This window comes from Dyella agri (genome assembly GCF_044904705.1).
Classification (GTDB): domain Bacteria; phylum Pseudomonadota; class Gammaproteobacteria; order Xanthomonadales; family Rhodanobacteraceae; genus Rhodanobacter_A; species Rhodanobacter_A agri.
Genome location: NZ_JADIKL010000001.1, coordinates 557638 through 579436, shown reverse-complemented (window position 1 = coordinate 579436; position 21799 = coordinate 557638). Strand labels below are relative to the sequence as shown.

Annotated in this window: 21 protein-coding genes; 13 read left to right on the top strand and 8 right to left on the bottom strand. The window is 68.1% G+C overall.

Annotated elements, in window-relative coordinates; all coding sequences use genetic code 11:
• The first annotated feature begins 31 nt into the window (after positions 1-31).
• The gene (locus ISP14_RS02540) at positions 32-721 is read left to right on the top strand and encodes a class I SAM-dependent methyltransferase (RefSeq protein WP_404536051.1); all 690 of its coding nucleotides are present in this window, start codon (positions 32-34) and stop codon (positions 719-721) included.
• Here ISP14_RS02540 and ISP14_RS02535 read toward each other — a convergent pair.
• From ISP14_RS02535 to ISP14_RS02520, 4 genes are read right to left on the bottom strand one after another with little or no spacing between them, the layout of a single operon-like run.
• Positions 715-1248: a mismatch-specific DNA-glycosylase gene (locus ISP14_RS02535; protein WP_404536048.1), complete on the bottom strand. Its 534-nt coding sequence runs from the start codon at positions 1246-1248 to the stop codon at positions 715-717. The genes ISP14_RS02540 and ISP14_RS02535 overlap by 7 nt on opposite strands.
• Entirely contained in the window at positions 1232-1930 is a 699-nt protein-coding gene (locus tag ISP14_RS02530) for a Dph6-related ATP pyrophosphatase (protein WP_404536045.1), read from the bottom strand. Before ISP14_RS02530 ends, ISP14_RS02535 begins: the two co-directional genes overlap by 17 nt.
• Positions 1927-3330, bottom strand: a complete 1404-nt coding sequence (locus ISP14_RS02525; RefSeq protein ID WP_404536042.1) for a sensor histidine kinase — start codon at positions 3328-3330, stop codon at positions 1927-1929. Before ISP14_RS02525 ends, ISP14_RS02530 begins: the two co-directional genes overlap by 4 nt.
• Positions 3327-3992, bottom strand: a complete 666-nt coding sequence (locus ISP14_RS02520) for a response regulator transcription factor (RefSeq protein WP_404536037.1) — start codon at positions 3990-3992, stop codon at positions 3327-3329. Before ISP14_RS02520 ends, ISP14_RS02525 begins: the two co-directional genes overlap by 4 nt.
• A 285-nt stretch (positions 3993-4277) precedes the next feature.
• Between ISP14_RS02520 and rng the strand changes: the two genes are divergently transcribed.
• The 3 genes from rng to tldD all read left to right on the top strand — a co-directional run bounded on the left by rng (position 4278) and on the right by tldD (position 11256).
• On the top strand, positions 4278-5759 hold the full coding sequence (gene rng, locus ISP14_RS02515) for a ribonuclease G (protein ID WP_404536034.1): 1482 nt from the start codon (positions 4278-4280) through the stop codon (positions 5757-5759).
• Between the two features lie 21 nt (positions 5760-5780).
• Positions 5781-9749 carry a YhdP family protein gene (locus ISP14_RS02510; RefSeq protein WP_404536029.1) on the top strand — a complete coding sequence of 1323 codons (3969 nt, stop codon included), beginning with the start codon at positions 5781-5783 and terminating at the stop codon, positions 9747-9749.
• A gap of 67 nt (positions 9750-9816) precedes the next feature.
• Entirely contained in the window at positions 9817-11256 is a 1440-nt protein-coding gene (gene tldD / locus ISP14_RS02505) for a metalloprotease TldD (protein ID WP_404536025.1), read from the top strand.
• A gap of 72 nt (positions 11257-11328) precedes the next feature.
• On the opposite strand, the gene ISP14_RS02500 is transcribed toward tldD, so the two are convergent.
• Positions 11329-12012 (bottom strand): type 1 glutamine amidotransferase domain-containing protein, encoded by a 684-nt coding sequence (locus ISP14_RS02500; RefSeq protein ID WP_404536022.1) that lies wholly within the window; start codon positions 12010-12012, stop codon positions 11329-11331.
• Positions 12013-12259: 247 nt separating this feature from the next.
• Between ISP14_RS02500 and ribH the strand changes: the two genes are divergently transcribed.
• From ribH to ISP14_RS02485, 3 genes are read left to right on the top strand one after another with little or no spacing between them, the layout of a single operon-like run.
• Positions 12260-12721, top strand: a complete 462-nt coding sequence (ribH, locus tag ISP14_RS02495) for a 6,7-dimethyl-8-ribityllumazine synthase (protein WP_404536019.1) — start codon at positions 12260-12262, stop codon at positions 12719-12721.
• The gene (gene nusB, locus ISP14_RS02490; RefSeq protein WP_404536016.1) at positions 12721-13167 is read left to right on the top strand and encodes a transcription antitermination factor NusB; all 447 of its coding nucleotides are present in this window, start codon (positions 12721-12723) and stop codon (positions 13165-13167) included. Before ribH ends, nusB begins: the two co-directional genes overlap by 1 nt.
• The gene (locus ISP14_RS02485) at positions 13167-13709 is read left to right on the top strand and encodes a GNAT family N-acetyltransferase (protein WP_404536014.1); all 543 of its coding nucleotides are present in this window, start codon (positions 13167-13169) and stop codon (positions 13707-13709) included. Before nusB ends, ISP14_RS02485 begins: the two co-directional genes overlap by 1 nt.
• A gap of 9 nt (positions 13710-13718) precedes the next feature.
• On the opposite strand, the gene ISP14_RS02480 is transcribed toward ISP14_RS02485, so the two are convergent.
• Complete coding sequence (locus ISP14_RS02480; protein ID WP_404536012.1) at positions 13719-14180, bottom strand: nuclear transport factor 2 family protein; 462 nt, start codon at positions 14178-14180, stop codon at positions 13719-13721.
• Between the two features lie 135 nt (positions 14181-14315).
• Here ISP14_RS02480 and thiL point away from each other — a divergent pair, with 135 nt between their 5' ends.
• The 3 genes from thiL to ISP14_RS02465 all read left to right on the top strand — a co-directional run bounded on the left by thiL (position 14316) and on the right by ISP14_RS02465 (position 16719).
• Positions 14316-15287 carry a thiamine-phosphate kinase gene (gene thiL / locus ISP14_RS02475; protein ID WP_404536099.1) on the top strand — a complete coding sequence of 324 codons (972 nt, stop codon included), beginning with the start codon at positions 14316-14318 and terminating at the stop codon, positions 15285-15287.
• Complete coding sequence (locus ISP14_RS02470; RefSeq protein WP_404536010.1) at positions 15284-15790, top strand: phosphatidylglycerophosphatase A family protein; 507 nt, start codon at positions 15284-15286, stop codon at positions 15788-15790. Before thiL ends, ISP14_RS02470 begins: the two co-directional genes overlap by 4 nt.
• Positions 15791-15948: 158 nt before the next feature.
• On the top strand, positions 15949-16719 hold the full coding sequence (locus tag ISP14_RS02465; protein WP_404536009.1) for a hypothetical protein: 771 nt from the start codon (positions 15949-15951) through the stop codon (positions 16717-16719).
• 114 nt (positions 16720-16833) lie between these two features.
• On the opposite strand, the gene ISP14_RS02460 is transcribed toward ISP14_RS02465, so the two are convergent.
• Positions 16834-17778, bottom strand: coding sequence for an NAD-dependent epimerase/dehydratase family protein (locus ISP14_RS02460; RefSeq protein ID WP_404536006.1), 945 nt, complete (start codon positions 17776-17778; stop codon positions 16834-16836).
• Between the two features lie 90 nt (positions 17779-17868).
• On the opposite strand from ISP14_RS02460, the gene ISP14_RS02455 reads away from it, so the two are divergent.
• Positions 17869-18777 carry a LysR family transcriptional regulator gene (locus ISP14_RS02455; RefSeq protein ID WP_404536004.1) on the top strand — a complete coding sequence of 303 codons (909 nt, stop codon included), beginning with the start codon at positions 17869-17871 and terminating at the stop codon, positions 18775-18777.
• Between the two features lie 7 nt (positions 18778-18784).
• Here ISP14_RS02455 and ISP14_RS02450 read toward each other — a convergent pair whose 3' ends face one another.
• Positions 18785-20275 carry an alpha-L-fucosidase gene (locus ISP14_RS02450; RefSeq protein WP_404536001.1) on the bottom strand — a complete coding sequence of 497 codons (1491 nt, stop codon included), beginning with the start codon at positions 20273-20275 and terminating at the stop codon, positions 18785-18787.
• A 233-nt stretch (positions 20276-20508) separates the two neighbouring features.
• Between ISP14_RS02450 and ISP14_RS02445 the strand changes: the two genes are divergently transcribed.
• Positions 20509-21477 carry a potassium channel beta subunit family protein gene (locus tag ISP14_RS02445; protein WP_404535998.1) on the top strand — a complete coding sequence of 323 codons (969 nt, stop codon included), beginning with the start codon at positions 20509-20511 and terminating at the stop codon, positions 21475-21477.
• Positions 21478-21545: 68 nt separating this feature from the next.
• Positions 21546-21761, top strand: coding sequence for a hemin uptake protein HemP (hemP, locus tag ISP14_RS02440; RefSeq protein ID WP_404535996.1), 216 nt, complete (start codon positions 21546-21548; stop codon positions 21759-21761).
• Positions 21762-21799 lie beyond the last annotated feature (38 nt).

Below are 21799 nucleotides of genomic sequence, written 5' to 3'. Positions count from 1 at the left end.
ATAGACCGGGTGGATGGTCTAGCATGGGCTGATGAACGGGTTTTGCGATGAAGCCATCCTTGGCGCGTGGCGCGAGAATGCCGCGCCGTGGATCGAGGCCGTGCGCAGCGGGTCGATCGAGAGCCGCCGCCTGGTCACCGATCACGCCATCGTCTCGGCGATCCGCCGGCTGCAGCCGGCGACGGTACTCGATGTCGGCTGCGGCGAGGGCTGGCTGGCGCGCGCGCTGGCGCCGCTGGGCATGCAGGTGCATGGCATCGATGCGGTGCCCGAGCTGGTAGCGGCGGCACGGCTGGCCGGTGGCGGAACCTTCGAATGCCTGTCCTACGAGGCGTTCGCGGAGGGTGCGCCGGTGACGCCCGCGGCACTGGCCGTGTGCAATTTCTCCCTGCTTGGCGACGAGGCGACGCGCGGCGTGATCCGTCGCCTCGGCAGCCTGCTGCCGCCGCATGGCAACTTGCTGATCCAGACACTGCATCCCGGTTTCGCGGTGACTGATGCGGAACGCGCCGAAGGCTGGCGGGCCGGTTCCTGGGCGGGTTGCGGCGATGCCTTTGGCCGTGCCGCGCCCTGGTATTTCCGCACGCTGGCCGGCTGGCTGGCCTTGCTGCAGGAAGCGGGGTTCCAACTACGGGCGATGCACGAACCGCGTCATCCACTGACGGGCGTGCCGTGTTCGGTGATCTTCGAAGCGGCGATCGTGCCAGAACGCGATCACTGATCCCGCAACTGCGTCGCGCGCTCGGCGGCGAAGCGCGCGGCCAGTGTCCGCCACGGCCCAAGATCCCAGTGTCCACGCGCCTGTCCCGATGGGGACGGCAACACGAACACGCGCGTATCGCCGATGCGTTCGTCCTGCAGGCCGTAATCGACGGGGCGGCCCAGCGCGGCGCGCGCGGCGTTCTTGCTGGTGAAGGCGAGCAGGCGCGGCGCATGCTGCTCGATCTTTGCGCGCAGCGCAGGCACGTCGAAGGCGCCCGGCGGCAACTCATCGTCGTTGCCGCTGTGGCGCTTGGCGAGGTCGGTGAGACCGATACCGAACTGCGGCAGCAACGGAAACTCGGCCGGTGCGAACAGGCGTGGGGTCAGGCCGGCCTCGTACAGCGCGCGCCAGAACAGGTTGCCAGGGTGCGCGTAGTAGGCGCGTTCGGCGGCCGAGCGCTTGCCCGCCGCGGTGCCGCAGAACACCAGCGCCAGGCCCGGCTGCAATACGTCGGGCAGGATGGGTGGCTCAGCCCGGCGTGCCATCGTCCAGCAGGAAGTCCGTGAACTGGAAACGGCCGTCGCGCAGCACCGATTCGCCGCGCTTGAGTTTGAGCGCCTGCTTGAACAGCGGGCCACCGAAGCTCAGGGTGTGGAACTCGCCGCGCTCGCCACAGGGATCGACGCCGGCCGGCAGGGCATCGAGCAGGGCCGCGTCATAGGCGCGGCCGCAGTAGTTCGCATCGAGCTGTTGCGTGTCCACGCAGCACAGCATGGCGCGATGGCCCTCGGCGACGAAGCGGCGCGACAGCGCGGCGGTGTCCTCGCCCCACAACGGGAATACCGCGCGCCAGTTGTCACGGCCGAGCTGGCGCACGCGGTAGTCGCGCACGTCTTCGAGAAACAGGTCGCCGAACGCGCAGTGGCGGATGCCGAACCAGCGCCGGCGCGCCTCGGCCAGCGCCTGCGCATGGGCCGCCTCATAGACTTCGTTGCTGCCGGGCCAGTCCAGCAGCACCTCGACCAGCGGCAGGCCGAGCGCGGCAACCTGGGCCGCCAGCACGTCCTGCCGCACGCCGTGCATGGCGATGCGCTGGTAGCTGCGGTTGATCGTGGTGAGCAGGCCCACGACCTGCCAGCGCGGATCGGCACGCAGCCGCTGCAGCGCCATCAGGCAATCCTTGCCGCCGCTCCAGGCGAGCAGGATGGGTGTGGGGGTGTCGCTCATGATGCGAAAGGCTCCAGGACGATGGCCGCGCGCCAGTCCAGTGTGGCATGCAGGCGCTGCTGCGGATCGAGCCGGAAGTCCAGCGCCAGGCCCAGCGCCTGCGCGGCGGCCGTGGTCAGCGCCAGGCCCAGGCCGGCATGGCCGGCGTGCGGCAGCTGCTTGCGCCAGAAGCGCTGGCCGAAGCTGGCCAGGTCCGCATCGCCGAGGCCGGGTGCTGCATTGTCGATGGCGAGGCCGTGCGCATCGACGCGCAGTCGCACGGTATCGCCCTCGGGCGCATAGGCGCAGGCATTGCCGAGGAGGTTGCCCACGATCACTTCCAGCAGTGCGGGATCGGTGTGCAGGCCTTCTGGCGGCGTGCCTTCGCTCACCAGCGTGAGGCCGCGCGCGGCGGCGGTGGCGTGCTGGCGTTGCAACTGGCGTTCCAGCCACGGCGCCAGCGCCAGCGTCTGCCATTGCGGCCGTTCCAGGCCGGACTGCAGGCGGGTGAGCAGCAGCAAGGCGGTGACGGTGGCTTCCAGCTCGGCGCCGATGCTGCCGATCTCGGCGAGCAGCTCAGGCGTGCTGCGGCCGCTGGGGTAGCGCGATTCCACTTCGGCCAGGGCGCGCAGTTCGGCGAGCCGGGTGCGCGTCTCGTGGGCCAGGCCGCTGGCGAACTGGCGCTCGCGCGCGAGGCCGTCGTCCATGCGGCCGAGCACATCGTTGAAGCGGGCCACCAGCGGGTCGAGCTCCTTCAGGCCGATCGCGGCGAGGCGCTGGCCGGGCGCGTTGGGGCCGATGCCGCGCATGCGCTCCACCAGCGCGGCAATCGGGCGCAGGCCGCGCCGCACCACCAGCGGCACTGCGATCAACGCGATGGCGGCGGCCAGCAGCGGTCCCAGCGCGAGTACCCAGTCGATCGCCAGCAACAGCTGATCGAGCGAATGACGATCCTGCACGAACAGCAGACGGCAAGTGGCAGGTGTTGCCGCGCCGGTAGCGCGGGCATCGTCGTCTTCGCCGGCGGGGCGGGGGAAGCTCAGCCGTACCGAATCCAGATGGTGTTCATGGTGGCCGAGCCGGTCGAAACGCGGCTGCGGGCCGGTGTCGCCGGGCCAGCCCGGCGGCACGGCGGGCGGTGGTGGGTTGCTGCGCTGTGGCGCGGCGCCGTCGCAGCGCAGTTCGTACCAGCTGTCGCCGCCACCGGGCAGGCCGGCGACGACGCGGCCGGCGGGCACGTCCTGTTCCAGCGCGACCATGTTGCCCAGGGTGCGGGCCTGGCCGAGCAGGTCCCGGCGGAAGCGGCTGGCCAGCTCGTGGTCGATGCGCCAGTCCATCAGTTTTGCGCCGCCGCCCAGCACCAGCAGGCAGACCACGGCCAGCAGTACGGTGACGCGGGCGGAGAGCGAGGTCGCCTTCACGGGATCAGATAGCCGGCGCCGCGGCGCGTCTCGATCAGGCTGGGCATGCCGGCGGCGTCCAGCTTGCGGCGCAGGCCGAACACCAGCACCTCGACGCTGCGGTCGGAAGCCTCGCTGTCGCTGCCGGCGGTGCGTTCGAGGATTTCCTGGCGGCTGAACGCACGGCCGCGATGTCGCAGCAGCAGCCCCAGCACCGCGAATTCGCGCGGAGTCAGCGCCAGCGGCTGGCCGTCGACGTTCACGCTGTGCGAACGGGGATCCCAGGACAGCGTGCCATGGCTGAGCACGGTGGGCTGGGCTTGCTGCGGGCGACGCGCCAGTGCGTGCAGGCGGGCCACCAGCTCGTCGAACGCGAAGGGCTTGACCAGGTAATCGTCGGCGCCGGCATTCAAGGCCTCGATACGGTCGGGTACCTGGTCGCGGGCGGACAGCACCAGCACGCGCGGCCGACGCCCGCCGGCCGGCATGCTGCGCAGCACGCCGATACCGTCCAGCCGCGGCAGCATCAGGTCCAGCACCACCAGCTCGTAGTCGTAGCCGGCGAGAAAACCGCAGGCCTCCACGCCATCGCCGGCTGCATCCACGGTGAAGCCGGCGCCCTGCAGGCCGTGGCGCAGGGTCTGGCGCAAGCGTTCAGAATCCTCCACCAGCAGCAATTTCATGCGGAATCCGTTGTCCAAGCCGATGGCGCGTACCGCCCATTGTGGCCGGACCGGCTTAGCAAAGCATTCGCCCTTTCGGCCCCCCCTGGCTGGTGCGGGCCAGCGTTGCGTTGTACCGGAAACCGCCCCGGCTCTATGTGGCGGCCACCATCCACGGCAGCCGCCCTCCGGGCCATCGCTGCGCGATGTCAAAATCGCTTCCGGCGATTTTCTGCGCCGTGCACCGCGCATCGACAGTCGACGCAGGCAAACGCTATAAAGGCTGTCTATTCGGGGAGTTGCGCAGTGAGCGAAGAAATTCTGATCAACGTGACCCCGCGCGAGACGCGGGTGGGCGTGGTCGAGAACGGTATGTTGCAGGAGGTGCATGTCGAGCGCGCATCCAAGCGCGGTTACGTGGGCAACATCTACAAGGGCCGGGTGCAGCGGGTGATGCCGGGAATGCAGGCCGCGTTCGTGGAGATCGGGCTGGGCCGCGCGGCCTTCCTGCACGCTTCGGACATCGTGCGCCCGCCTGCTGCCGAGGGCGCCGAAGCGGCCAACGGCCATGGCAACGGCCATACGCCGCCGATCAGCGAACTGGTGCACGAAGGCCAGGAAGTCGTGGTGCAAGTCGTGAAGGATCCGATCGGCAGCAAGGGAGCGCGGCTGTCGGCGCACTTGTCGATCCCTTCGCGCTATCTGGTGCTGCTGCCGCACGCACACACCATGGGCATCTCCGCGCGCATCGAGGACGAGGCCGAGCGCGCGCGCCTGCGCGAGGTGATGGGCAGCCTGGTGGGCGAGAACCCGCTGGGCTACATCGTGCGTACCAATGCGGAAGGACAGAGCGCGGAATCACTGGCCTTCGACGTGACCTACCTGGGCAAGGTGTGGCGCGTCGTGCAGGAGAACATCGCGAAATCCAGGGTGGGCGAACGCGTGTACGAGGAGCTCTCGCTGCCGCTGCGCAGCCTGCGCGACATGCTCACCGACGACATTGAGAAGGTGCGAGTGGACTCGCGCGAGACCTTCGAAAAAGTGGTGAAGTTCGTACACAAGTTCATGCCCAGCCTGGACGACCGGGTAGAGCACTACGACGGCGAGCGGCCGATCTTCGACCTGTACAGCGTGGAAGACGAGATCCAGCACGCGCTGAAGAAGGAGGTGCCGCTGAAATCGGGCGGCTACCTGGTGGTCGACCAGACCGAGGCGATGACCACCATCGACGTCAACACCGGCGCCTACCTCGGCACGCGCAACCTGGAGGAGACCGTCTACCGCACCAACCTGGAGGCGGCGCAGGCGGCGGCGCGGCAGCTCAGGCTGCGCAACCTCGGCGGCATCATCATCATCGACTTCATCGACATGGTGGACGAGGAGCACAAGCGCCAGGTGCTGCGCATGCTGGCCAAGGGGCTGGCACGCGACCACGCCAAGACCACGGTCTACCCGATGTCCTCGCTGGGCCTGGTCGAGATGACCCGCAAGCGCACCACCGAAAGCCTGGAGCGCCAGCTGTGCGAACCCTGTCCGGCCTGCAGCGGGCGCGGCACGCTGAAGACCGCCGAGACGGTGACCTACGAGATCTTCCGCGAAATCACCCGCGCCGTGCGCCAGTTCAACGCCGAGAAGCTGCTGGTGATGGCCAGCCCCGCCGTGGTCGGCCGGATCCTCGAAGAGGAGTCCGTCGCGGTGGCCGAACTGGAGGAGTTCATCTCCAAGAGCATACGCTTTCAGGCTGAGGAACATTATTCGCAGGAACAGTTTGATGTGGTTCTGCTGTAAGCCGGCAACGGCTTCCCCCCGATGAACGCGGCGTGGCAGCGGCGACTGCATCGCGGCCTGCGGGCGCTGGGCTGGGTCGGCGGCATCGGCGTGATTGCGCTGGCGGTGTTGATGGCACTGGCGCAGCTGCTGCTGCCGCTGCTGGCGCGGCACCCCGAATGGGTGGCGCGCGAACTTTCCGCGAAGTTGCACCGCCCGGTGCACTTCGCCTCGCTCGAGGGCCATTGGACCGGCTCCGGCCCCTCGTTCGTGTTGCACGACATCACCGTGGGCGTGCCGCCGGGCGGGACGGGCACGCCGATCGAGATTCCCGAGTCCGAATTGCGGCTGGACTTCGGCGGCTGGCTGCCTTCGCGGCACCTGGTGAACTTGCGCACGCGCGGCCTGCAGCTGGATTTGAGCCGGGGCGCGGATGGCCGCTGGCACATCAACGGTCTCGGTACCGGCGAAGGCTCCGAGCAGCAGCCCGGTTTCAGCCAGCTCTCGGTGGCGCTGTGGCTGGACAACCTGCGGCTGAATATCGCCGACGAGGCCACCGGCAAGCGTTACAGCCTGATCGCCGACCAGTTGCGGCTGAGCCGGCAGGGCGACCATATCCGCGTGGGTGCGCTGCTGCACCGCGAAGACGCGCCGGGCAAGCTGCGCGGCGCAGGGCGTTTCCGCGACGACGGCAGCAGCGGGCGGCTGTGGCTGTCTGGCCAGCAGATCGATCTGGCGGCCCTGCTGGCCGGTGTGGACCTGGGCGGCTATGCCGTACAGGGCGGCCGCGGCAACGTGGCCGCGTGGCTGGACTGGAAGCAGGGCAAGGTGGTGCGCAGCCTGGCCCGCTTCGACCTTGATGGCCTGCGCATGAGCGGCGCGAACGGCGCGGTCGACGTGCCCGGCCTGCATGGCGAGGCCGAACTCAGCCGCAGCGACGACGGCTACGAACTGCGTTGGGCCGGCGACGACAATGGCGCGCTCGCGGTCTGGTTACACCAGCCCGGCACGCCGCAGTTGACCGTGCAGGCAGCGGCGCGCGACCTGCAACTGGCGCCGCTGCTGCCCTGGCTGGGCCTCGCGCCCAAGCTGCCGCCTGCGCTGGCGACCTGGCTGGGCGAGGGGCGTCCGCACGGCAAGCTGGACAACGTGGCGCTGGCCTGGACCCAGAGCGGCGGCCTGCAGCGGCTCGCTGCCACCTTCAGCGACCTGGGCATCGATCCGACCGGCGCGCTGCCCGGCGTGGACGGCCTCGCCGGCACCTTGCGCGGCGATGGCGAGGCGGTGTCGCTGGAACTGCCTACGCAAGCCACCACGGTGCGCATGACGCACACCTTCCGCCAGCCGTTCGTGATGTCGAAGCTGGCCGGCACGTTGGCGTTCTGGCATGCCGATGGCGACTGGCACATGGGCATAGCCCCGCTGGATTTCGAGGGCCAGGGCTACGGCGGCCAGCTGCGCGGCGAGATCGACCTGCACGACGCCGGCGGTCCGCCGTTCCTAGACCTGTATGCCAGCCTGGACCACGGCGAGGTCACCGCCGCCAAGCTGTTCTGGCCGGTCAACGTGATGGCGCCGTCTGCCGTGCAATGGCTGGATCGGGCGCTGGTCAGCGGGCGCATCGATCATGCGGACGTGCTGGTGCGTGGCGACCTCAAGGACTGGCCGTTCCACCATAACGAGGGGCGTTTCGAGGCGCGCGCCGAGATCGGCGACCTGGACTTCCGCTACGCGCCGGACTGGCCCGAAGCCACCGGTGTCCACGCCATCGCCAGCTTCATCAACAGCGGCATGCTGGTACAGGCCGACGGCGGATCCTCGCTGGGCGTGAAGGCCGACAAGGTGGTGGCGCTGATCCCCGAGTTCGGCAACGGCACGCTCGACCTCAACGTCAACGGCAGCGGCAGCGGTGCCAGCCTGCTCGGTTTCGTGCTGAAGAGCCCGATCGCCAGCCGGCAGGCCGACCAGCTGTCCAAGCTGAAGCTGGGCGGCAATGGCAACTTCGACTTCCATCTCTCGCTGCCGCTGGGGCAGCCGCAGAATTTCACCCTTGCGGGCAATGCCCAACTGGACAAGGTGGACGTGAGCGAGGCGGACTGGAAGCTGCAGCTGAACCAGCTCAGCGGCCCGGCCACTTTCGACGGCCATGGCTTCCACGCCGGTCCGCTGAGCGGCACCGCGCACGGCCAGCCATCCACGCTGGACCTGGCGATCGCCGGCGCCACCGGCGATCCGGCGACGGTGCTGGCGGCCAGGCTGAGCGGCAATTACAGCTTCACCGACCTCACCGATGGCTACCCCTCGTTGAACTGGCTCGATCCGCTGGGCAGCGGACGCAGTCCCTTCGACATCGGCTTCAGCCTCACCGAACCGGCGAATGGTGGCGCGCTGGTGCAGACCCTGACCATGGATTCCACCCTGGCCGGCATGACGCTGGATGTGCCGGTGCCGCTGAAGAAGCCCGTCGACGCGACCCTGCCCCTGCATCTCGTGCTGACCCTGCCGCTGGAAGGCGCCGACCTCAAGCTGGCGCTGGGAGAACAGGCGCGCGGCCATCTGCGCCTTGCCGACGGCAACAGGCCGCTGGCTGGCACGCTGGCATTCGGTACGCAGGTACCGGCGGAACTGCCCGCGCAGGGGCTGCGCATCCGCGGTCACGCGGCGAAGCTCGATGTCACCGGCTGGGTGCAGCAAGCGGTCGCGCTGGCCGCGGGCAACAGCGCCAGCACCGGCGCCGCCAGCACAGCCGGCAATGCCAGTACGACCGGCGGCGGTTCCTTGCTGGAAAGCGTGGATGTGGGCACCGACCATGCCGAATGGTTCGGTCGTCCGCTGGGGACGATGACCTTGCAAGCCACGCCGGCGGTCGACAGCCTGCAGGTGGATGTGAACGGCCCGGCGATGGCAGGGCGCTTCGGCATACCGGAAAAAGAGCTGGACAAGCGCGGCATCACCGCGCGCCTGCAGCATCTGCACTGGCCCGGCAACCCGCCCCCGCCCACTGGCAAGACTGCCGCCAGCCAGCCCGAGGAAAACCCCGCCAACACCGGCATCAATCCGGCTGCGCTGCCACCGTTTCACCTGTGGGTGGGCGAATTGAGCTTCGGTGACGCCAAGCTGGGCGAGGCGCGGCTGGAGACCTGGCCCACCGCGCAAGGCATGCATATAGACCAGCTGCGTGCGCTGTCGCCCAGCGTGCAGATCACCGGCAGCGGCGACTGGAACGGCACGCCCACCAACAGCCACACCCGCATGCGTATCAGCTTCGCCGCCGACGATCTCGGCAAGATGCTCACCGCATTCGGCTACACCGGCCTCGTCAACGGCGGCAAGACGGAAGACCGGTTGGACGCCAGCTGGCCCGGCCCGCCCTCCGCCTTCGGCCTCGTCAGCGCCGACGGCACCTTGGCCATTGATGTCAGCGACGGCCGCATTCCCGAGGTGGCGCCAGGCGTGGGGCGCTTGTTCGGCCTGATCTCGCTGGCCGAATTGCCGCGCCGGTTGACGCTGGATTTCGGCGACGTGTTCGGTAAGGGCCTGGGTTTCGATTCGATCAAGGGCGACTTCCGGCTTGCCGACGGCAATGCCACCACCGACAACCTCGTCATCAAGGGCCCGGCCGTGCAGATCAGCATCACCGGCCGCACCGGCCTGCGCGCCAAGGACTACGACCAGTACGTGCAGGCGATCCCGCATATCGGCAACAGCTTGCCGGTGATCGGCGCGGTGGTGGGTGGCCCGGTGGGCGCCGCCGCAGGTCTTGCCGTGCAGGGGCTGCTGGGCCACGGCCTCAACAAGCTCGCCAGCGCGCGCTACCGCTATCACGTCACCGGCAGCTGGGACAAACCGGTGATGACCCTGGTGGAGAAGAACGAAGTGCCCGCCGCTCCCGCCACGATCACCAAGCCGCCCTTGTTGCCCGCTGCGGCGTCCTCCAGTTCCGTCATCACGATGCCGCTGCGCGACAGCTTGCAGGAGCTGCCGGCCGCGGCGTCATCGACGGGGCACTGATGCGGCTTTGATTTGCCGCATCGTGCCCCCATTCTTTCTTTCCCATCGCACCTGACCGACTGATCCCATGGATTCCCTGATTACCCAGGCCCAGAGCCGCCTGCTGACCCCCGGCGGACTCGCCACCGGCGACCTCGAGCGTGTGTTTTCGCAGCTGATGGGGCCGTCCATCGACGCAGCCGACCTGTATTTCCAGCATTCGCGCAGCGAGTCGTGGACGCTGGAGGAGGGCATCGTCAAGGATGGTAGCCACTCTATCGAGCAAGGCGTGGGCGTGCGCGCGATCTCGGGCGAGAAGACCGGCTTCGCCTATTCCGACGAGATCGTGCTGCCGCAGCTGCTGGAGGCTTCGAAGGCCGCGCGCGCGATCGCGCAGGACGGCCGCGGCGCCGGCCAGCCGCTGGCGCTGGGCAACACGCGGCAACTGTACCCCGCGATCGACCCGGTGGAGAGCCTGCCCAACCCTGACAAGATCGCATTGCTGCGCGAAGTGGATGCGTATGCACGCTCGCGCGACCCGCGCATCAGCCAGGTCATCGTGAGCATCGCCGCCACCATCGACACCGTGTTGATCGCCGCCTCCGATGGCACGCTGGCCGCCGACGTGCGGCCGCTGGTGCGCCTCAACGTGCAGGTGATCGCCGAGGCCAACGGCCGCCGCGAGCAGGGTTACGCCGGCGGCGGTGGTCGCTACGGCTATCGCGAGCTGATCGAGAACGGCCGTGCGCTGGCCTTCGCCGACGAGGCGGTGCGCCAGGCGCTAGTGAACCTGGACTCGGTCGACGCCCCTGCCGGCCAGATGACCGTGGTACTCGGCCCAGGCTGGCCCGGCGTGCTGCTGCACGAGGCGATCGGCCACGGCCTTGAAGGCGACTTCAACCGCAAGGGCAGTTCCGCTTTCGCCGGCCGCCTCGGCCAGCGCGTGGCAGCGCCCGGCGTCACCGTGGTGGACGACGGCACGCTGCCCGGCCGCCGCGGCTCGCTCAGCGTGGACGACGAGGGCACGCCGACCAACTGCACCGTGCTGATCGAGGACGGCATCCTCAAGGGCTACATGCAGGACAAGCTGAACGCGCGCCTGATGGGCATGGCGCCCACCGGCAACGGCCGCCGCGAATCCTTCACCGCGCTGCCGATGCCGCGCATGACCAACACCTACATGCGCGACGGCAACCACGATCCGGAGGAAATCATCCGCTCGGTGAAGAAGGGCCTCTACGCGCCGAACTTCGGCGGCGGCCAGGTCGATATCACCAACGGCAAATTCGTGTTCTCCGCCAGCGAGGCCTACCTGATCGAGGACGGTAAGATCACCGCGCCGGTGAAGGGCGCGACCTTGATCGGCAGCGGCCCCGACGTACTCACCCGCGTCTCCATGATCGGCAACGACATGAAGCTGGACGAAGGCGTGGGCGTGTGCGGCAAGGATGGCCAGAGCGTGCCGGTGGGCGTGGGCCAGCCCACGCTGAAGATCGACACGATGACGGTGGGCGGCACCGCGGCGTAACGCTTGAAATAGGGGCGCTGCCACGGCGGGCGTCGGGCTGCCGTGGCAGGGCATGTGCCCTCCGCGAATCGCTCAGAGCAGCGCTGCGACGTTTTCGGCAGTCACCTTGGCTGATTGCGGATTCTGGCCTGTTACCAGCCGACCATCGACGACGACCTTCGGCGTGAATGGCAGCAAGGCCTTCTCGTAGTGTGCACCGCGCTGCTTCATGGCCTGCTCGGCGTTATAAGGCACCTTCTTGGCGACCCCGGCCAGCACTTCCTCTGTCCACGCAAAGCCGGTGATCCGACGCCCGGCGACCAGCAGCGTGCCGTCCGACAGCTGCGTGTTCAGCAGACCGCAATAGCCGTGGCAGACGGATGCAACGATGCCGCCGCGCTCATAGATGTCTCGTGTGATCCGCTGCAGTCCCGCGTCATCGGGGAAGTCCCACATGACCGCGTGCCCGCCGGTGAAATAGATCGCGTCGAACGCCGCCGGGTCGATCTGGTCGGGCCGGGCCGTTTGCGAAAGGAGGGCCATGCGGGTGTCGTCGGCCAGCCATGCCTTGGCGGTGGCATCGATGTTCGGCCATTTCAGCGAGCGCGGCTCCAGCGGCGAGACGCCGCCTTTCGGGCTCACGATCCGCTGCTCCCAGCCTTTGCCGGCGAAGACCTGGTACGCATGGGTCAGTTCCGACAACCACAGGCCGGTCGGCTCGGACGGGTCGGCATAGTGGGCGACGTTGGTGACAACGTGAAGGATGCGCTTGGTCATGTCGGTGGCCCTCGCTGGAGTGCGCTTTCCAAGCGTGTTTCATGGGTGCAGTGCCGTTCAAAGCCAAGGTCTGTGTTGCAGACTCGGCTCGCCGGCTGCCTCCGGCTGTCTTTTCCCAGTGGCGCAGGAACCGCGATCGCCAGCCAGCGCTGCCGGGGTCGGGTCGGAATTTCAAGCGCCGCGGTCCCCAAACCCGTAAAATGCCTGCCTCGCATGGGCTCCCCGCCCGCCCAGGAATGCTTGCCACATGAAGACCATCGAAGGCGATTTCGCCACGCCCAAGGGCCGCTTTGCCATCGTCGCCGGCCGTTTCAACGGTTTCGTCGTGGAGCCGCTGGTGGCAGGGGCGCGCGATGCGCTGGTGCGCCACGGTGTGAAGGACGACAGCATCGACCTGGTGCGTGTGCCGGGTGCGTGGGAGATCTCCCTCGCAGCACACAAGCTGGCTACTTCGGGCAAGTACGCCGCGGTGATCGCGCTGGGCGCGGTGATCCGCGGTTCCACGCCGCACTTCGACTATGTGGCCGGCGAGTGCGCCAAGGGCCTGGCCAAGGCTGCGCTGGACAGCGGCGTGCCGGTGGCGTTCGGCGTGCTTACCACCGATTCCATCGAGCAGGCCATCGAACGCTCTGGCACCAAGGCCGGCAACAAGGGCGCTGATGCTGCGATGGCGGCGCTGGAAATGGTCAACCTGTACGGCCAGCTGTGATGCACGCGCGCCCCGAAGGCATCGATCTCGCCGCGCGCTCGCGCGCCCGCCGCCGCGCGCTGCAGGCGCTGTACGCGTGGCAGCTTTCCGGCAGCCACATGAACGCCGTGATCGAGCAGTTCCGCCACGAGCAGGACATGGAAGTGGCCGACCTCGACTACTTCGAAGATCTGCTGCACGGCGTGGAAAAACACGCCGCCGAACTGGATGCCTCGCTGCGCCCCTACCTCGACCGCGAGGTATCCGAGGTCGACCCCATCGAGCGCGCCGCGCTGCGCCTCGCCGCATATGAGCTGAAGCACCGTCCCGACGTGCCGTACCGCGTGGTCATCAACGAGGCGATCGAAGTCACCAAGCGCTTCGGCGCCGACCACGGCCACAGCTACGTCAACGGCGTGCTGGACAAGCTGGCCGGCGAGCTGCGCGGTGCCGAGAAGCGCGGTTGATGGACGCCGGCGCCAGGGTGGAAGAACGGGTGCCTGTGCTGGAGACCGCACGGCTGCGCCTGCGCGCGCATCGCGCCGACGATCTGGACGCGTTCGCGGCAATCTGGTCGGATCCGGTGGTCACCCGCTACCTTGGCAGAGCGGCCTCGTCCTCGCGGCAGGACTCGTGGATGCGCCTGCTGCGTTATCCCGGCATGTGGGCGCTGCTCGGCTACGGCTTCTGGGCCGTCGAGGAGAAATCCAGCGGCCGCTGCATCGGCGACGTCGGCTTCGCCGACTTCAAGCGGGATATCCAGCCGTCGCTGGAAGGCATGCTCGAAACGGGCTGGGTACTGGCTGCGGACGCGCACGGCAAGGGCTACGCCAGTGAGGCGCTGGCCGCGGTGCTCGCCTGGGGCGAGACGCATTTTCCCGGTCGCACCATGGCGTGCATCATCGATCCGGACAACGTGGCCTCGGTTCGCGTTGCGGTCAAGGCCGGCTTCCGCGAATGGCAGCACACGCTGTATCACGACGATCCGATCCTCGTGTTTACCCGCTGAGGCGGTTGCTTATTTCGCCGCGCAGCTCCGGCTGTTGTCGGCCACCCCCGTGATCAGCCAGCGGCCGTCTACGCGGGCGAGGTTGAACACATCGGTGCCGCAATGGTGCGGCTTGCCGTCGAGCAGGAAGACGTAGGGCGCCCATACCACGGCGATGTTGTCGTCCACCTGCACCAGCGGATCGTGGATACGCTCCTCGATCTGCGCCTTGCCCGGCTTCACGTGGCCGATGAAGTCGCCCAAGCTGAGTTGGTCCGGCTTGCCGTCGCGCATCAGCGTCGCCATGCCCGCGGGCAGCACCTGCGCACGCATGCCAGCCTGGTCGTAGCGCGACATCGCAGAAAAAAAGGCCTGGATCCGCGCCAGCACGGTCGCGTGGCCGCCCGCGGATGGCGATGCTGCGGCCAGCGCCGGTGCGGCGGCGGCGAGGGTGACCGAAAGGACGGCGGGACGGAAACGGGCGTAGCGCATGGCGGCAAGCTCCGGCAGGGAAACGTGGCCCAGCCTCGCATGCCCATGGTTCCCGTACATGCGCCGCAGGTCACGGGCTTGCGCCGCGCGCCCGTGGATGCTCTGCTCTGTGGCCGTTTCCGCCGCTGGACCGCCATGGAATTCCGCCTGATCGACCGCATCCGCGAGCGCACCGCGCAGGGGCGCGAGGACGTGCGCCTGGGCATCGGCGACGACGCCGCGCTGCTGGCCGTGCCGCCCGGCATGGAACTGGCGGCGGCGGTGGACACCTTAGTCGAGGGCGTGCATTTCCCCGTGGGTACGGCGCCGGCCGACATCGGCTGGAAGGCGCTGGCGGTGAACCTGTCCGATCTCGCCGCGATGGGCGCCACGCCGGCCTGGGCGTTGCTGGCGTTGACCCTGCCCGACACGCTGGCGCCGGCGGCGCGCGAGGCTTTCGTGGACGGCTTCGCCGATGGCTTCGCTGCGCTGGCCGGATCGCAGCGGCTGGCGCTGGTGGGTGGCGACACCACACGCGGCCCGCTTGCGGTCAGCGTGACCGTGCACGGTTTCGTGCCGGCGGGCCAGGCGTTGCTGCGCGCCGGTGCGCGCGTGGGCGACGCGGTACTGGTCACTGGCACGCTGGGCGATGCGGCGGCAGGCCTTGCACTGTGGCAGCGCGCCGAGAGCGATGCCCGCGCGGCCAGCCTTGTCGCGCGGCTGAATCGTCCCACGCCGCGGCTGGCGGCCGGGCTGGCCCTGCGCGGGCACGCCAATGCCTGCATCGATGTTTCCGACGGCCTGCTCGCCGACCTCGGCCATATCTGCGCGGCCAGTGGCGTAGGTGCGGAAATCGAGGCAGCGCTGCTGCCGCGTTCGTCCGCGCTGCTTGGTCTGTTCGACGATGCCGCCGCGCGCGACCTCGCCTTGTCCGGCGGCGACGATTACGAGCTGTGCTTCACCGTGCCCGCGGCACGCGCGACCGAGGTACAAGCCGACCTGGCGCGGTTGGGCTGTGGCGCCACGCGTATCGGCCGCATCGTGGCGGGCGAAGGTGTGCGCGTACGCGATGCGGACGGCGGTTGGCTGGAACCCTCGCGCCGGGGCTGGGATCATTTCGCCGCATGAACACGCCGATCGAACGCAAGACGCTCACCGCCGCGCAGCGCCGTGTGCTGCTCGCCACGCCTGCGGGCTGGATCGCCTGCGGCCTCGGCTCCGGTCTCGCGCCGGTGGCGCAGGGCACTTTCGGTTCGCTGGCGGCGATCCTGCCGTGGCTGCTGCTACGCGAGTTGCCGCTGCCGTTCTACCTGTTGGCGATCGTGCTGGGCTTCGCGCTGGGGGTGTGGGCGTGCGAGCGAGCCGGTCGCGCATTGGGCGTGGACGATCACCGCGCGCTGGTGTGGGATGAATTCGTCGGCCAGTGGATCGCTTTGCTGCCGGCGCTGTTGGCGCCGTGGTGGGCGGTGCTCGCCGGCTTCGCGTTGTTCCGTTTGTTCGACGTGTGGAAGCCGTGGCCGATCCGCGTGTTCGACCGCCGCCTGCATGGTGGCCTCGGCGTGATGGTGGACGATGTAGCCGCAGGATTTTGCGCTGCGATTCTGCTGTGGTTCTTGCTGCGCGCGCTCTGAAAAATTCAGCCTGACGATCGCTGGATTGACGGGTGTTTGTTGGTAGCATCCGCGCAGCAGCGGCGGCAAGGGATGGCTGCGGTTATCCGACTACGCCAGCTTTCATGCATCGTGCTCACAGGGGAATGGATATGCGTCTGGGAAAGATCGCGGGTGGCGTGTTTGCGGTGACGGCGGCTGGCTTGCTAGGTGGTTGCGTGCCGCCTGCGGCGCGGGCGCCCGCCACGCAGGGGCAGACGACGGTCAAGTCCATCATGCAGGACACCGACGGCTACGCGGGCCGGCAGTTCACGCCGTACATGTTGCCTGCCGAGGTTCGCAGCGCCGTCGTCAACATGGATGCCACTCCGGCCGGCTTCGGCCGTCTGGTCGTGGAGGTACGCACCACGAACAGGAAGATCGGCAGCGGCGAGGTCTCCGAATTCGACGGCCATTGGGTGGTTGAAAACCAGGGCAACGGCATGATGCGCAGCGTCGAGACCATGTCGGCCAATGGCATACCCGTGCACATGACGATGAACCTCACTTACCGGAACATCCTCAATCTGCGTTCGCAGCAGGTACAGCTGGACCAGACCTACGCGCCGCGGATCGTGCAGGTCGGCGCCGTTTCCCATTTCGATGCCGTCTCCAGTGGCCTCGGCCAGTTGAACTACACGGTCACCGACACGTACGAGGGATTGCCGCGTGTAACGGCCGAAAGCCAGACCCGGTGCACGTTCGGCGCCGCATTCAACGCGGCGGAGCTGAGCCCCAAGATTGCCGGTTCGGCGCGCAATTTCGACTGCGAATTCTTTAACAGGAATGGCGTGACAACCAGCCGGTTGCACTACGCCTACCTGGACAAGTACGGCATTGCCGTGCTGCTCGATCGCGAGAACTCCACGGCGCACATCACCTTCAAGATCACCGATTTCAACGCCAGCTGAGTCGCGTTACTTTCGCTGTGTCCAGGCCCATGGCGGCGGTGCGTTCCGCGATACGCCGCCATGGGTTTCGGCGGTGACGTCCGGCGGGCAAATGCCGGCGGCACCTGCAGAAGCTCATTCCAGGCAACCGAAGCCGCGCAAGGTGGTTTCGACGGCCTGCTGCAGCGGCGTATGCGGTTCCGCGCCCAGCCATGCGACCAGCCGGCGGTTGTCCAGTTGCAGCGGCTCGCGCCACAGGTAACGCATCTCGCGCAGTTCGCGCAGCACCACCACGAACGGCGCAGCCAGATGGGCCAGCCACCAGGGGAAGGCGCGCAACGGCAGCGTGGCGTTGCCGGTGGCGCGACGTGCCGCGGCGAGCAAGGTGTTGCCGTCCACGAGGTGGCCGGCGAAGTGGAAACGGGCGCAACGTTCCAGCTCACTCTCGCGCCCCAGCAGTTGCGCTACCGTCTCGCCCACATCGGGCAGGTAGGCCCAGGCGTGGGGCAGCTCGCGCCGACCCGGATACAGCAGGGAGCGCAGGCGGCGGCCCGGTTTGGCCATCGCCGCGAACCAGTTGCTGCTGGCGCGCGGGCCGAAGAAGTCGCCGCAGCGCAGGATCAGGCTGCGCACATCGGTGGCCTCCGCCAGCCGTTGTTCCATGGCTACCCGGATAGCGCCCTTGCGGGTCAGCGGCCGCTGCGGATCGTTTTCCGCAAGCACAGGAAAGGCATCGGGTCCGTAGTTGTAGACCGTGCCCGGCAGCACCAATCGTGCCGCGTTGGCGCGGGCCGCGGCGAGGCTGTGGTCCAGCATCGGCAACACCAGCTTGTCCCAGTCGCGGTAGCCCGGCGGGTTCACCGCGTGGACCAGCACGTCCACGCCCGTGGCGGCTTGCATGACGTCGGCGGCACGCATCGCGTCGCCTTCGTGCCAGTCGATGCGCGGGTCCAGGCCGGGGCGCGCGGCATCGCGCACCAGTGCGCGCACCGTCCAGCCTCGGCGCAGCAGGGCTGCGGCGATCTCGCTGCCGACGCCGCCGGTGGCGCCGAGGATCAGGGCTGTATGTGTCGTATTCATGGTTTGGCTCCCGTATGAGTGGAGCCAGCTTGATGCGTGAGTAGATGTTTGAAAATTGCCTAATACCAAACATCTGCTATAAATAAATGTATGGATAACCATGAGCCGGGCTGGGACCTCTATCGCTCCTTTCTCGCTGTGGCGAGCGAGGGCAGCTTGTCCGCGGCGGCGCGCACGCTAGGCATGACCCAGCCCAGCCTGGGCCGGCACGTGCGGCAATTGGAAACGATGCTGGGCGTGGCCTTGTTCACCCGCTCGCCGCAGGGATTGGCGTTGACCGAGGTGGGCACCGAGCTGGCCGAACACGCGCGCGGCATGGCCGCCGCATCGGCCGCGTTGCGGCGCGCGGCCTCGGGCAGCCGGCAGGAGGTGCGCGGCGTGGTGCGCATCACCTGCAGCGAGGTGATCGGCGGCGAAGTGCTGCCGGCCATGCTGACGAGCTTGCGGCAACAGCAACCGGGCATCGTGATCGAGCTGTCGCTGTCCGATGCGACCGAGGATCTGCTGCGCAAGGATGCCGACATCGCCGTGCGCATGTTGCGGCCGAGTCAGGCTGCACTGGTGGCGCGGCACGTGGGTGGCATCGGCCTGGGGCTGTACGCACACCGGCGTTACCTGAAGGAGCGCGGCACGCCGCGTACACTGGCCGATCTGCCGCAACACGCACTGATCGGTTTCGATCGCGAGACGCCTGCTTTGCGCGCGATGCGCGGCCGCCTGCCGGGCGGTGAGGTGTATGCGCGCGAACACTTCACGTTGCGCACCGACAGTCCGCTGGCGCAGCTGGCCGCGCTGCGCGCCGGTTACGGCATCGGTGCATGCCAGCGTGCGCTCGCCCGGCGCGAGCGCCAGCTGGTGCCGGTCCTGCCCGAGGCGTTCGGGCCGAATCTGGATACCTGGCTGGTGATGCACGAAGACCAGCGCACGAATCGTCGCGTGCGGCTGGTCTTCGACTATCTGTTCGAGGCGTTGGCGATCTACGCGGCCGAGGGCGCCTGAGGCGGGATCACTTCTCGTTGTGGCCCGGTCCGTAGCGGCGATCCGGGCCGCGGTACGCGGCGACGCAGGCCAGCTTGGGTGCGCCGTAGCCGAACTCCAGCGTCAGCCGCAACTTGCTCGTGCGCACCGGGTCCATGCGGATAAGCTTTTTGTGGCCAATCGTGGTGCCCCAGGTGAGCGGTCGCCATGCGCCGCTGTCCCAATGCTCCACCCGGTAGTTGGCGATGTTCTGGCCCAGGGCGATCGCTTCGCCGAGTTCCAGCGTGTCGAACTCGATCTCGCGGGGCAGCTCGAATTCCAGCCAGCCGTCGCGGGTGGCCGGTGCGGCGCTCCAGTAGCTGTCCGGGTCGGCATCGAGCACTTTGCTGGGGAGGTGCGGCGCGTCGCTGCTGCTGGCGCGCACACTGGCGCCTTGCAGCAGGTTGCTGGCGAACAGCGCCTTGCGCTTCGCGGCAAAGCCTTGCAGCGAGGCGATGTCTTCCGGGTCGAACAAGCCGTCGCGGTTCGGCGGCACATTGAGCAGCAGCTTGCTGTTGCGGCCCACTGAGCTGAAGTACAGATCCATCAGCCCATCCGGCGTGCGCACCTGGTCGTTCTGCTCGGGATGCCAGAACCAGCCGGGGCGGATCGATACGTCCGATTCGCCGGGGCGCCACGCGCTGCCGTGCGGATCGCCGTGACCCAGCAGGTCGCCTATCCACGGGCGGTCGTAGCCGGGGTAGGGCACGCTGGCCGGGTCGATGCTGGACCAGCAGGTTTCGCCGGCCACGCCTTTCTCGTCGCCGATCCAGCGCACGTCGGGGCCGGCGTCGGAGAACATGACTGCGTCGGGTTGCAGCTTGCGCACGGTGGCGTGGATGCGCGGCCAGTCATAGGCCTGCCTGCGGCCGTTCGGGCCTTCGCCGTTGGCGCCGTCGAACCACACTTCCACGATCTTGCCGTAGTGCGTGAGCAGCTCGGTGAGCTGGGTGATGTAGTAGTCGTTGTAGGCCTCGCCGCTGCCGTAGCTTTTGGCGTTGCGATCCCACGGCGACAGGTACAAGCCGGCGCCAAGGCCTTCGGCGCGGCAGGCGTCGGTGAATTCGCGCACCACGTCGCCATGGCCGTTTTTCCATGGACTGTTTTTCACCGAATGCTCGGTGACCGCGGAGGGCCACAGGCAGAAGCCGTCGTGGTGCTTGGTGGTGAGGATCATGCTGCGGAAGCCGGCTTGCCTGGCCGTGCGCGCCCATTGCCGCGCGTCCAGCTTGCGCGGGTTGAAGATCGCCGGCGACTCGGTGCCTTCGCCCCATTCCTTGCCGGTGAAGGTGTTCACCGTGAGGTGCACGAACATCGCCAGCTCGTCGCGCTGCCAGTGCAGCTGCTGCGGCGTGGGCCGTGGCCTGAGCGTATCGGCGGCGGGCGAGGGGGCGGCATCGGCATGGCCGAGGCGGCTGAGGCCGAGCGCGCCCAGCGAGGCGGCGGCCGAGCCGGCGAGCAGGAAACGGCGACGATCCATGGAGCGGGCCTCCGCGTGTCGATGCCGTGGCATCTGGAAGGGTGACTATATTCAGATATGACTTGATTGTTCAAATATGATCTGCCGGCGCGAACCGGCCTTGCTCTGCCTGGTCGCACCCTGTGTGCGGCAAAGAGCGAACGCGCAAGGCTTGCATCGGTCCGATGCGCCGACGCAGCATGCGCGTGAGTCGGCATGTGCCGATCGCCTTTGCCTGTCGATGGAGCTTCCCCATGCAATACCGCCGCCTTGGCCGTGCCGGCCTGCCGCTTTCCGTCCTTTCCTTCGGCGCGTGGGCCACGTTCGGCAAGAGCGTGGGACGTTCGCTGGCTCGGGAGATGCTGGCGCTGGCCTGGGATCGCGGGGTGAATTTCTTCGACAACGCCGAGACCTATGGCAACGGCGTGGCCGAGTCGCTGATGGGCGACGTGCTGGCCGACTTGCGTTTCCCGCGCGACAGTTGGTGTGTGTCCAGCAAGGTGTACTTCGGTGCGCACGATCACCCGAAGCCGACCCAGCGGGGGCTGTCGCGCAAACACGTAATCGAGGCTTGCCATCAGGCGCTGGCGCGGCTGCGCGTGGACTACCTCGATCTCTACTTCTGCCATCGCCCCGACGAAGACACGCCGATCGAAGAGACCGTGGCGGCCATGGATCTGCTGGTGCGCCAGGGCAAGGTGCTGTACTGGGGGACCAGCGAATGGCCGGCCAAGGCGATTCACGAGGCACATCGCGTGGCCCGCGAGAACTACCTGACGGCGCCGACGATGGAACAGCCGCAATACAACCTGTTGCATCGCGAACGGGTCGAAGTGGAATACGCGCCGTTGTACGCGGAGTACGGCATGGGCACCACGATCTGGTCGCCGCTGGCTTCGGGGCTGCTCAGCGGCAAGTACGACGACGGCGTGCCGTCCGACTCGCGGCTGGCGCATCCCGACTACGCCTGGCTGCACGACCAGGTGTTGGGCGAGCGTGGCGAGCGCGCGGCAAAGGTGCGCAGGCTGCGGCCGATCGCCGACGAGCTGGCCTGCAGCACCGCGCAGCTGGCGATCGCCTGGTGTCTGGCCAACCCGCATGTGTCCACGGTGATGCTGGGCGCGAGCCGGCTGGAACAGCTGGAGCACAACCTCGGCGCGCTGGATGTGTCGCCGAAGCTGGACGAATCGATGTGCCGGCGCATCGAGCAGGCAGTGGGCTGATGGATGGTTGACATGCTAATGAGAATTATTATCATCAACTCCGCCTAATCCTCATCGCGGAGTCGTCCATGTCGATTGCCACCCCCTTGAGCCTGCCTGCCGTCACCAGCCGGCTCGCCAGTCCGCTGTCGCTGCGCCCACGTACATCGGAATCGAAGCGGGTCGTGCGCCGCGTCAGCAGCCAGTCGTTGCTGGATGGCGAACGCGAACTGGTGATCCAGCACCAGGGCAGCGAATACCACCTGCGCCTCACCCGCAACGACAAGCTGATCCTTACGAAGTAAGCGGCACGATGCTTCGCTCGCTTCAGTAGGGCGCGGCT

Coding starts and splice junctions, on each gene's coding strand:
- ISP14_RS02540 (WP_404536051.1), top strand. CDS start 32: ATGAACGGGTTTTGCGATGAAGCCATCCTTGGCGCGTGGCGCGAGAAT.
- ISP14_RS02535 (WP_404536048.1), bottom strand. CDS start 1,248: ATGGCACGCCGGGCTGAGCCACCCATCCTGCCCGACGTATTGCAGCCG.
- ISP14_RS02530 (WP_404536045.1), bottom strand. CDS start 1,930: ATGAGCGACACCCCCACACCCATCCTGCTCGCCTGGAGCGGCGGCAAG.
- ISP14_RS02520 (WP_404536037.1), bottom strand. CDS start 3,992: ATGAAATTGCTGCTGGTGGAGGATTCTGAACGCTTGCGCCAGACCCTG.
- ISP14_RS02510 (WP_404536029.1), top strand. CDS start 5,781: ATGAACGCGGCGTGGCAGCGGCGACTGCATCGCGGCCTGCGGGCGCTG.
- tldD (WP_404536025.1), top strand. CDS start 9,817: ATGGATTCCCTGATTACCCAGGCCCAGAGCCGCCTGCTGACCCCCGGC.
- ISP14_RS02500 (WP_404536022.1), bottom strand. CDS start 12,012: ATGACCAAGCGCATCCTTCACGTTGTCACCAACGTCGCCCACTATGCC.
- ribH (WP_404536019.1), top strand. CDS start 12,260: ATGAAGACCATCGAAGGCGATTTCGCCACGCCCAAGGGCCGCTTTGCC.
- nusB (WP_404536016.1), top strand. CDS start 12,721: ATGCACGCGCGCCCCGAAGGCATCGATCTCGCCGCGCGCTCGCGCGCC.
- ISP14_RS02485 (WP_404536014.1), top strand. CDS start 13,167: ATGGACGCCGGCGCCAGGGTGGAAGAACGGGTGCCTGTGCTGGAGACC.
- ISP14_RS02480 (WP_404536012.1), bottom strand. CDS start 14,180: ATGCGCTACGCCCGTTTCCGTCCCGCCGTCCTTTCGGTCACCCTCGCC.
- thiL (WP_404536099.1), top strand. CDS start 14,316: ATGGAATTCCGCCTGATCGACCGCATCCGCGAGCGCACCGCGCAGGGG.
- ISP14_RS02470 (WP_404536010.1), top strand. CDS start 15,284: ATGAACACGCCGATCGAACGCAAGACGCTCACCGCCGCGCAGCGCCGT.
- ISP14_RS02460 (WP_404536006.1), bottom strand. CDS start 17,778: ATGAATACGACACATACAGCCCTGATCCTCGGCGCCACCGGCGGCGTC.
- ISP14_RS02455 (WP_404536004.1), top strand. CDS start 17,869: ATGGATAACCATGAGCCGGGCTGGGACCTCTATCGCTCCTTTCTCGCT.
- ISP14_RS02450 (WP_404536001.1), bottom strand. CDS start 20,275: ATGGATCGTCGCCGTTTCCTGCTCGCCGGCTCGGCCGCCGCCTCGCTG.
- ISP14_RS02445 (WP_404535998.1), top strand. CDS start 20,509: ATGCAATACCGCCGCCTTGGCCGTGCCGGCCTGCCGCTTTCCGTCCTT.
- hemP (WP_404535996.1), top strand. CDS start 21,546: ATGTCGATTGCCACCCCCTTGAGCCTGCCTGCCGTCACCAGCCGGCTC.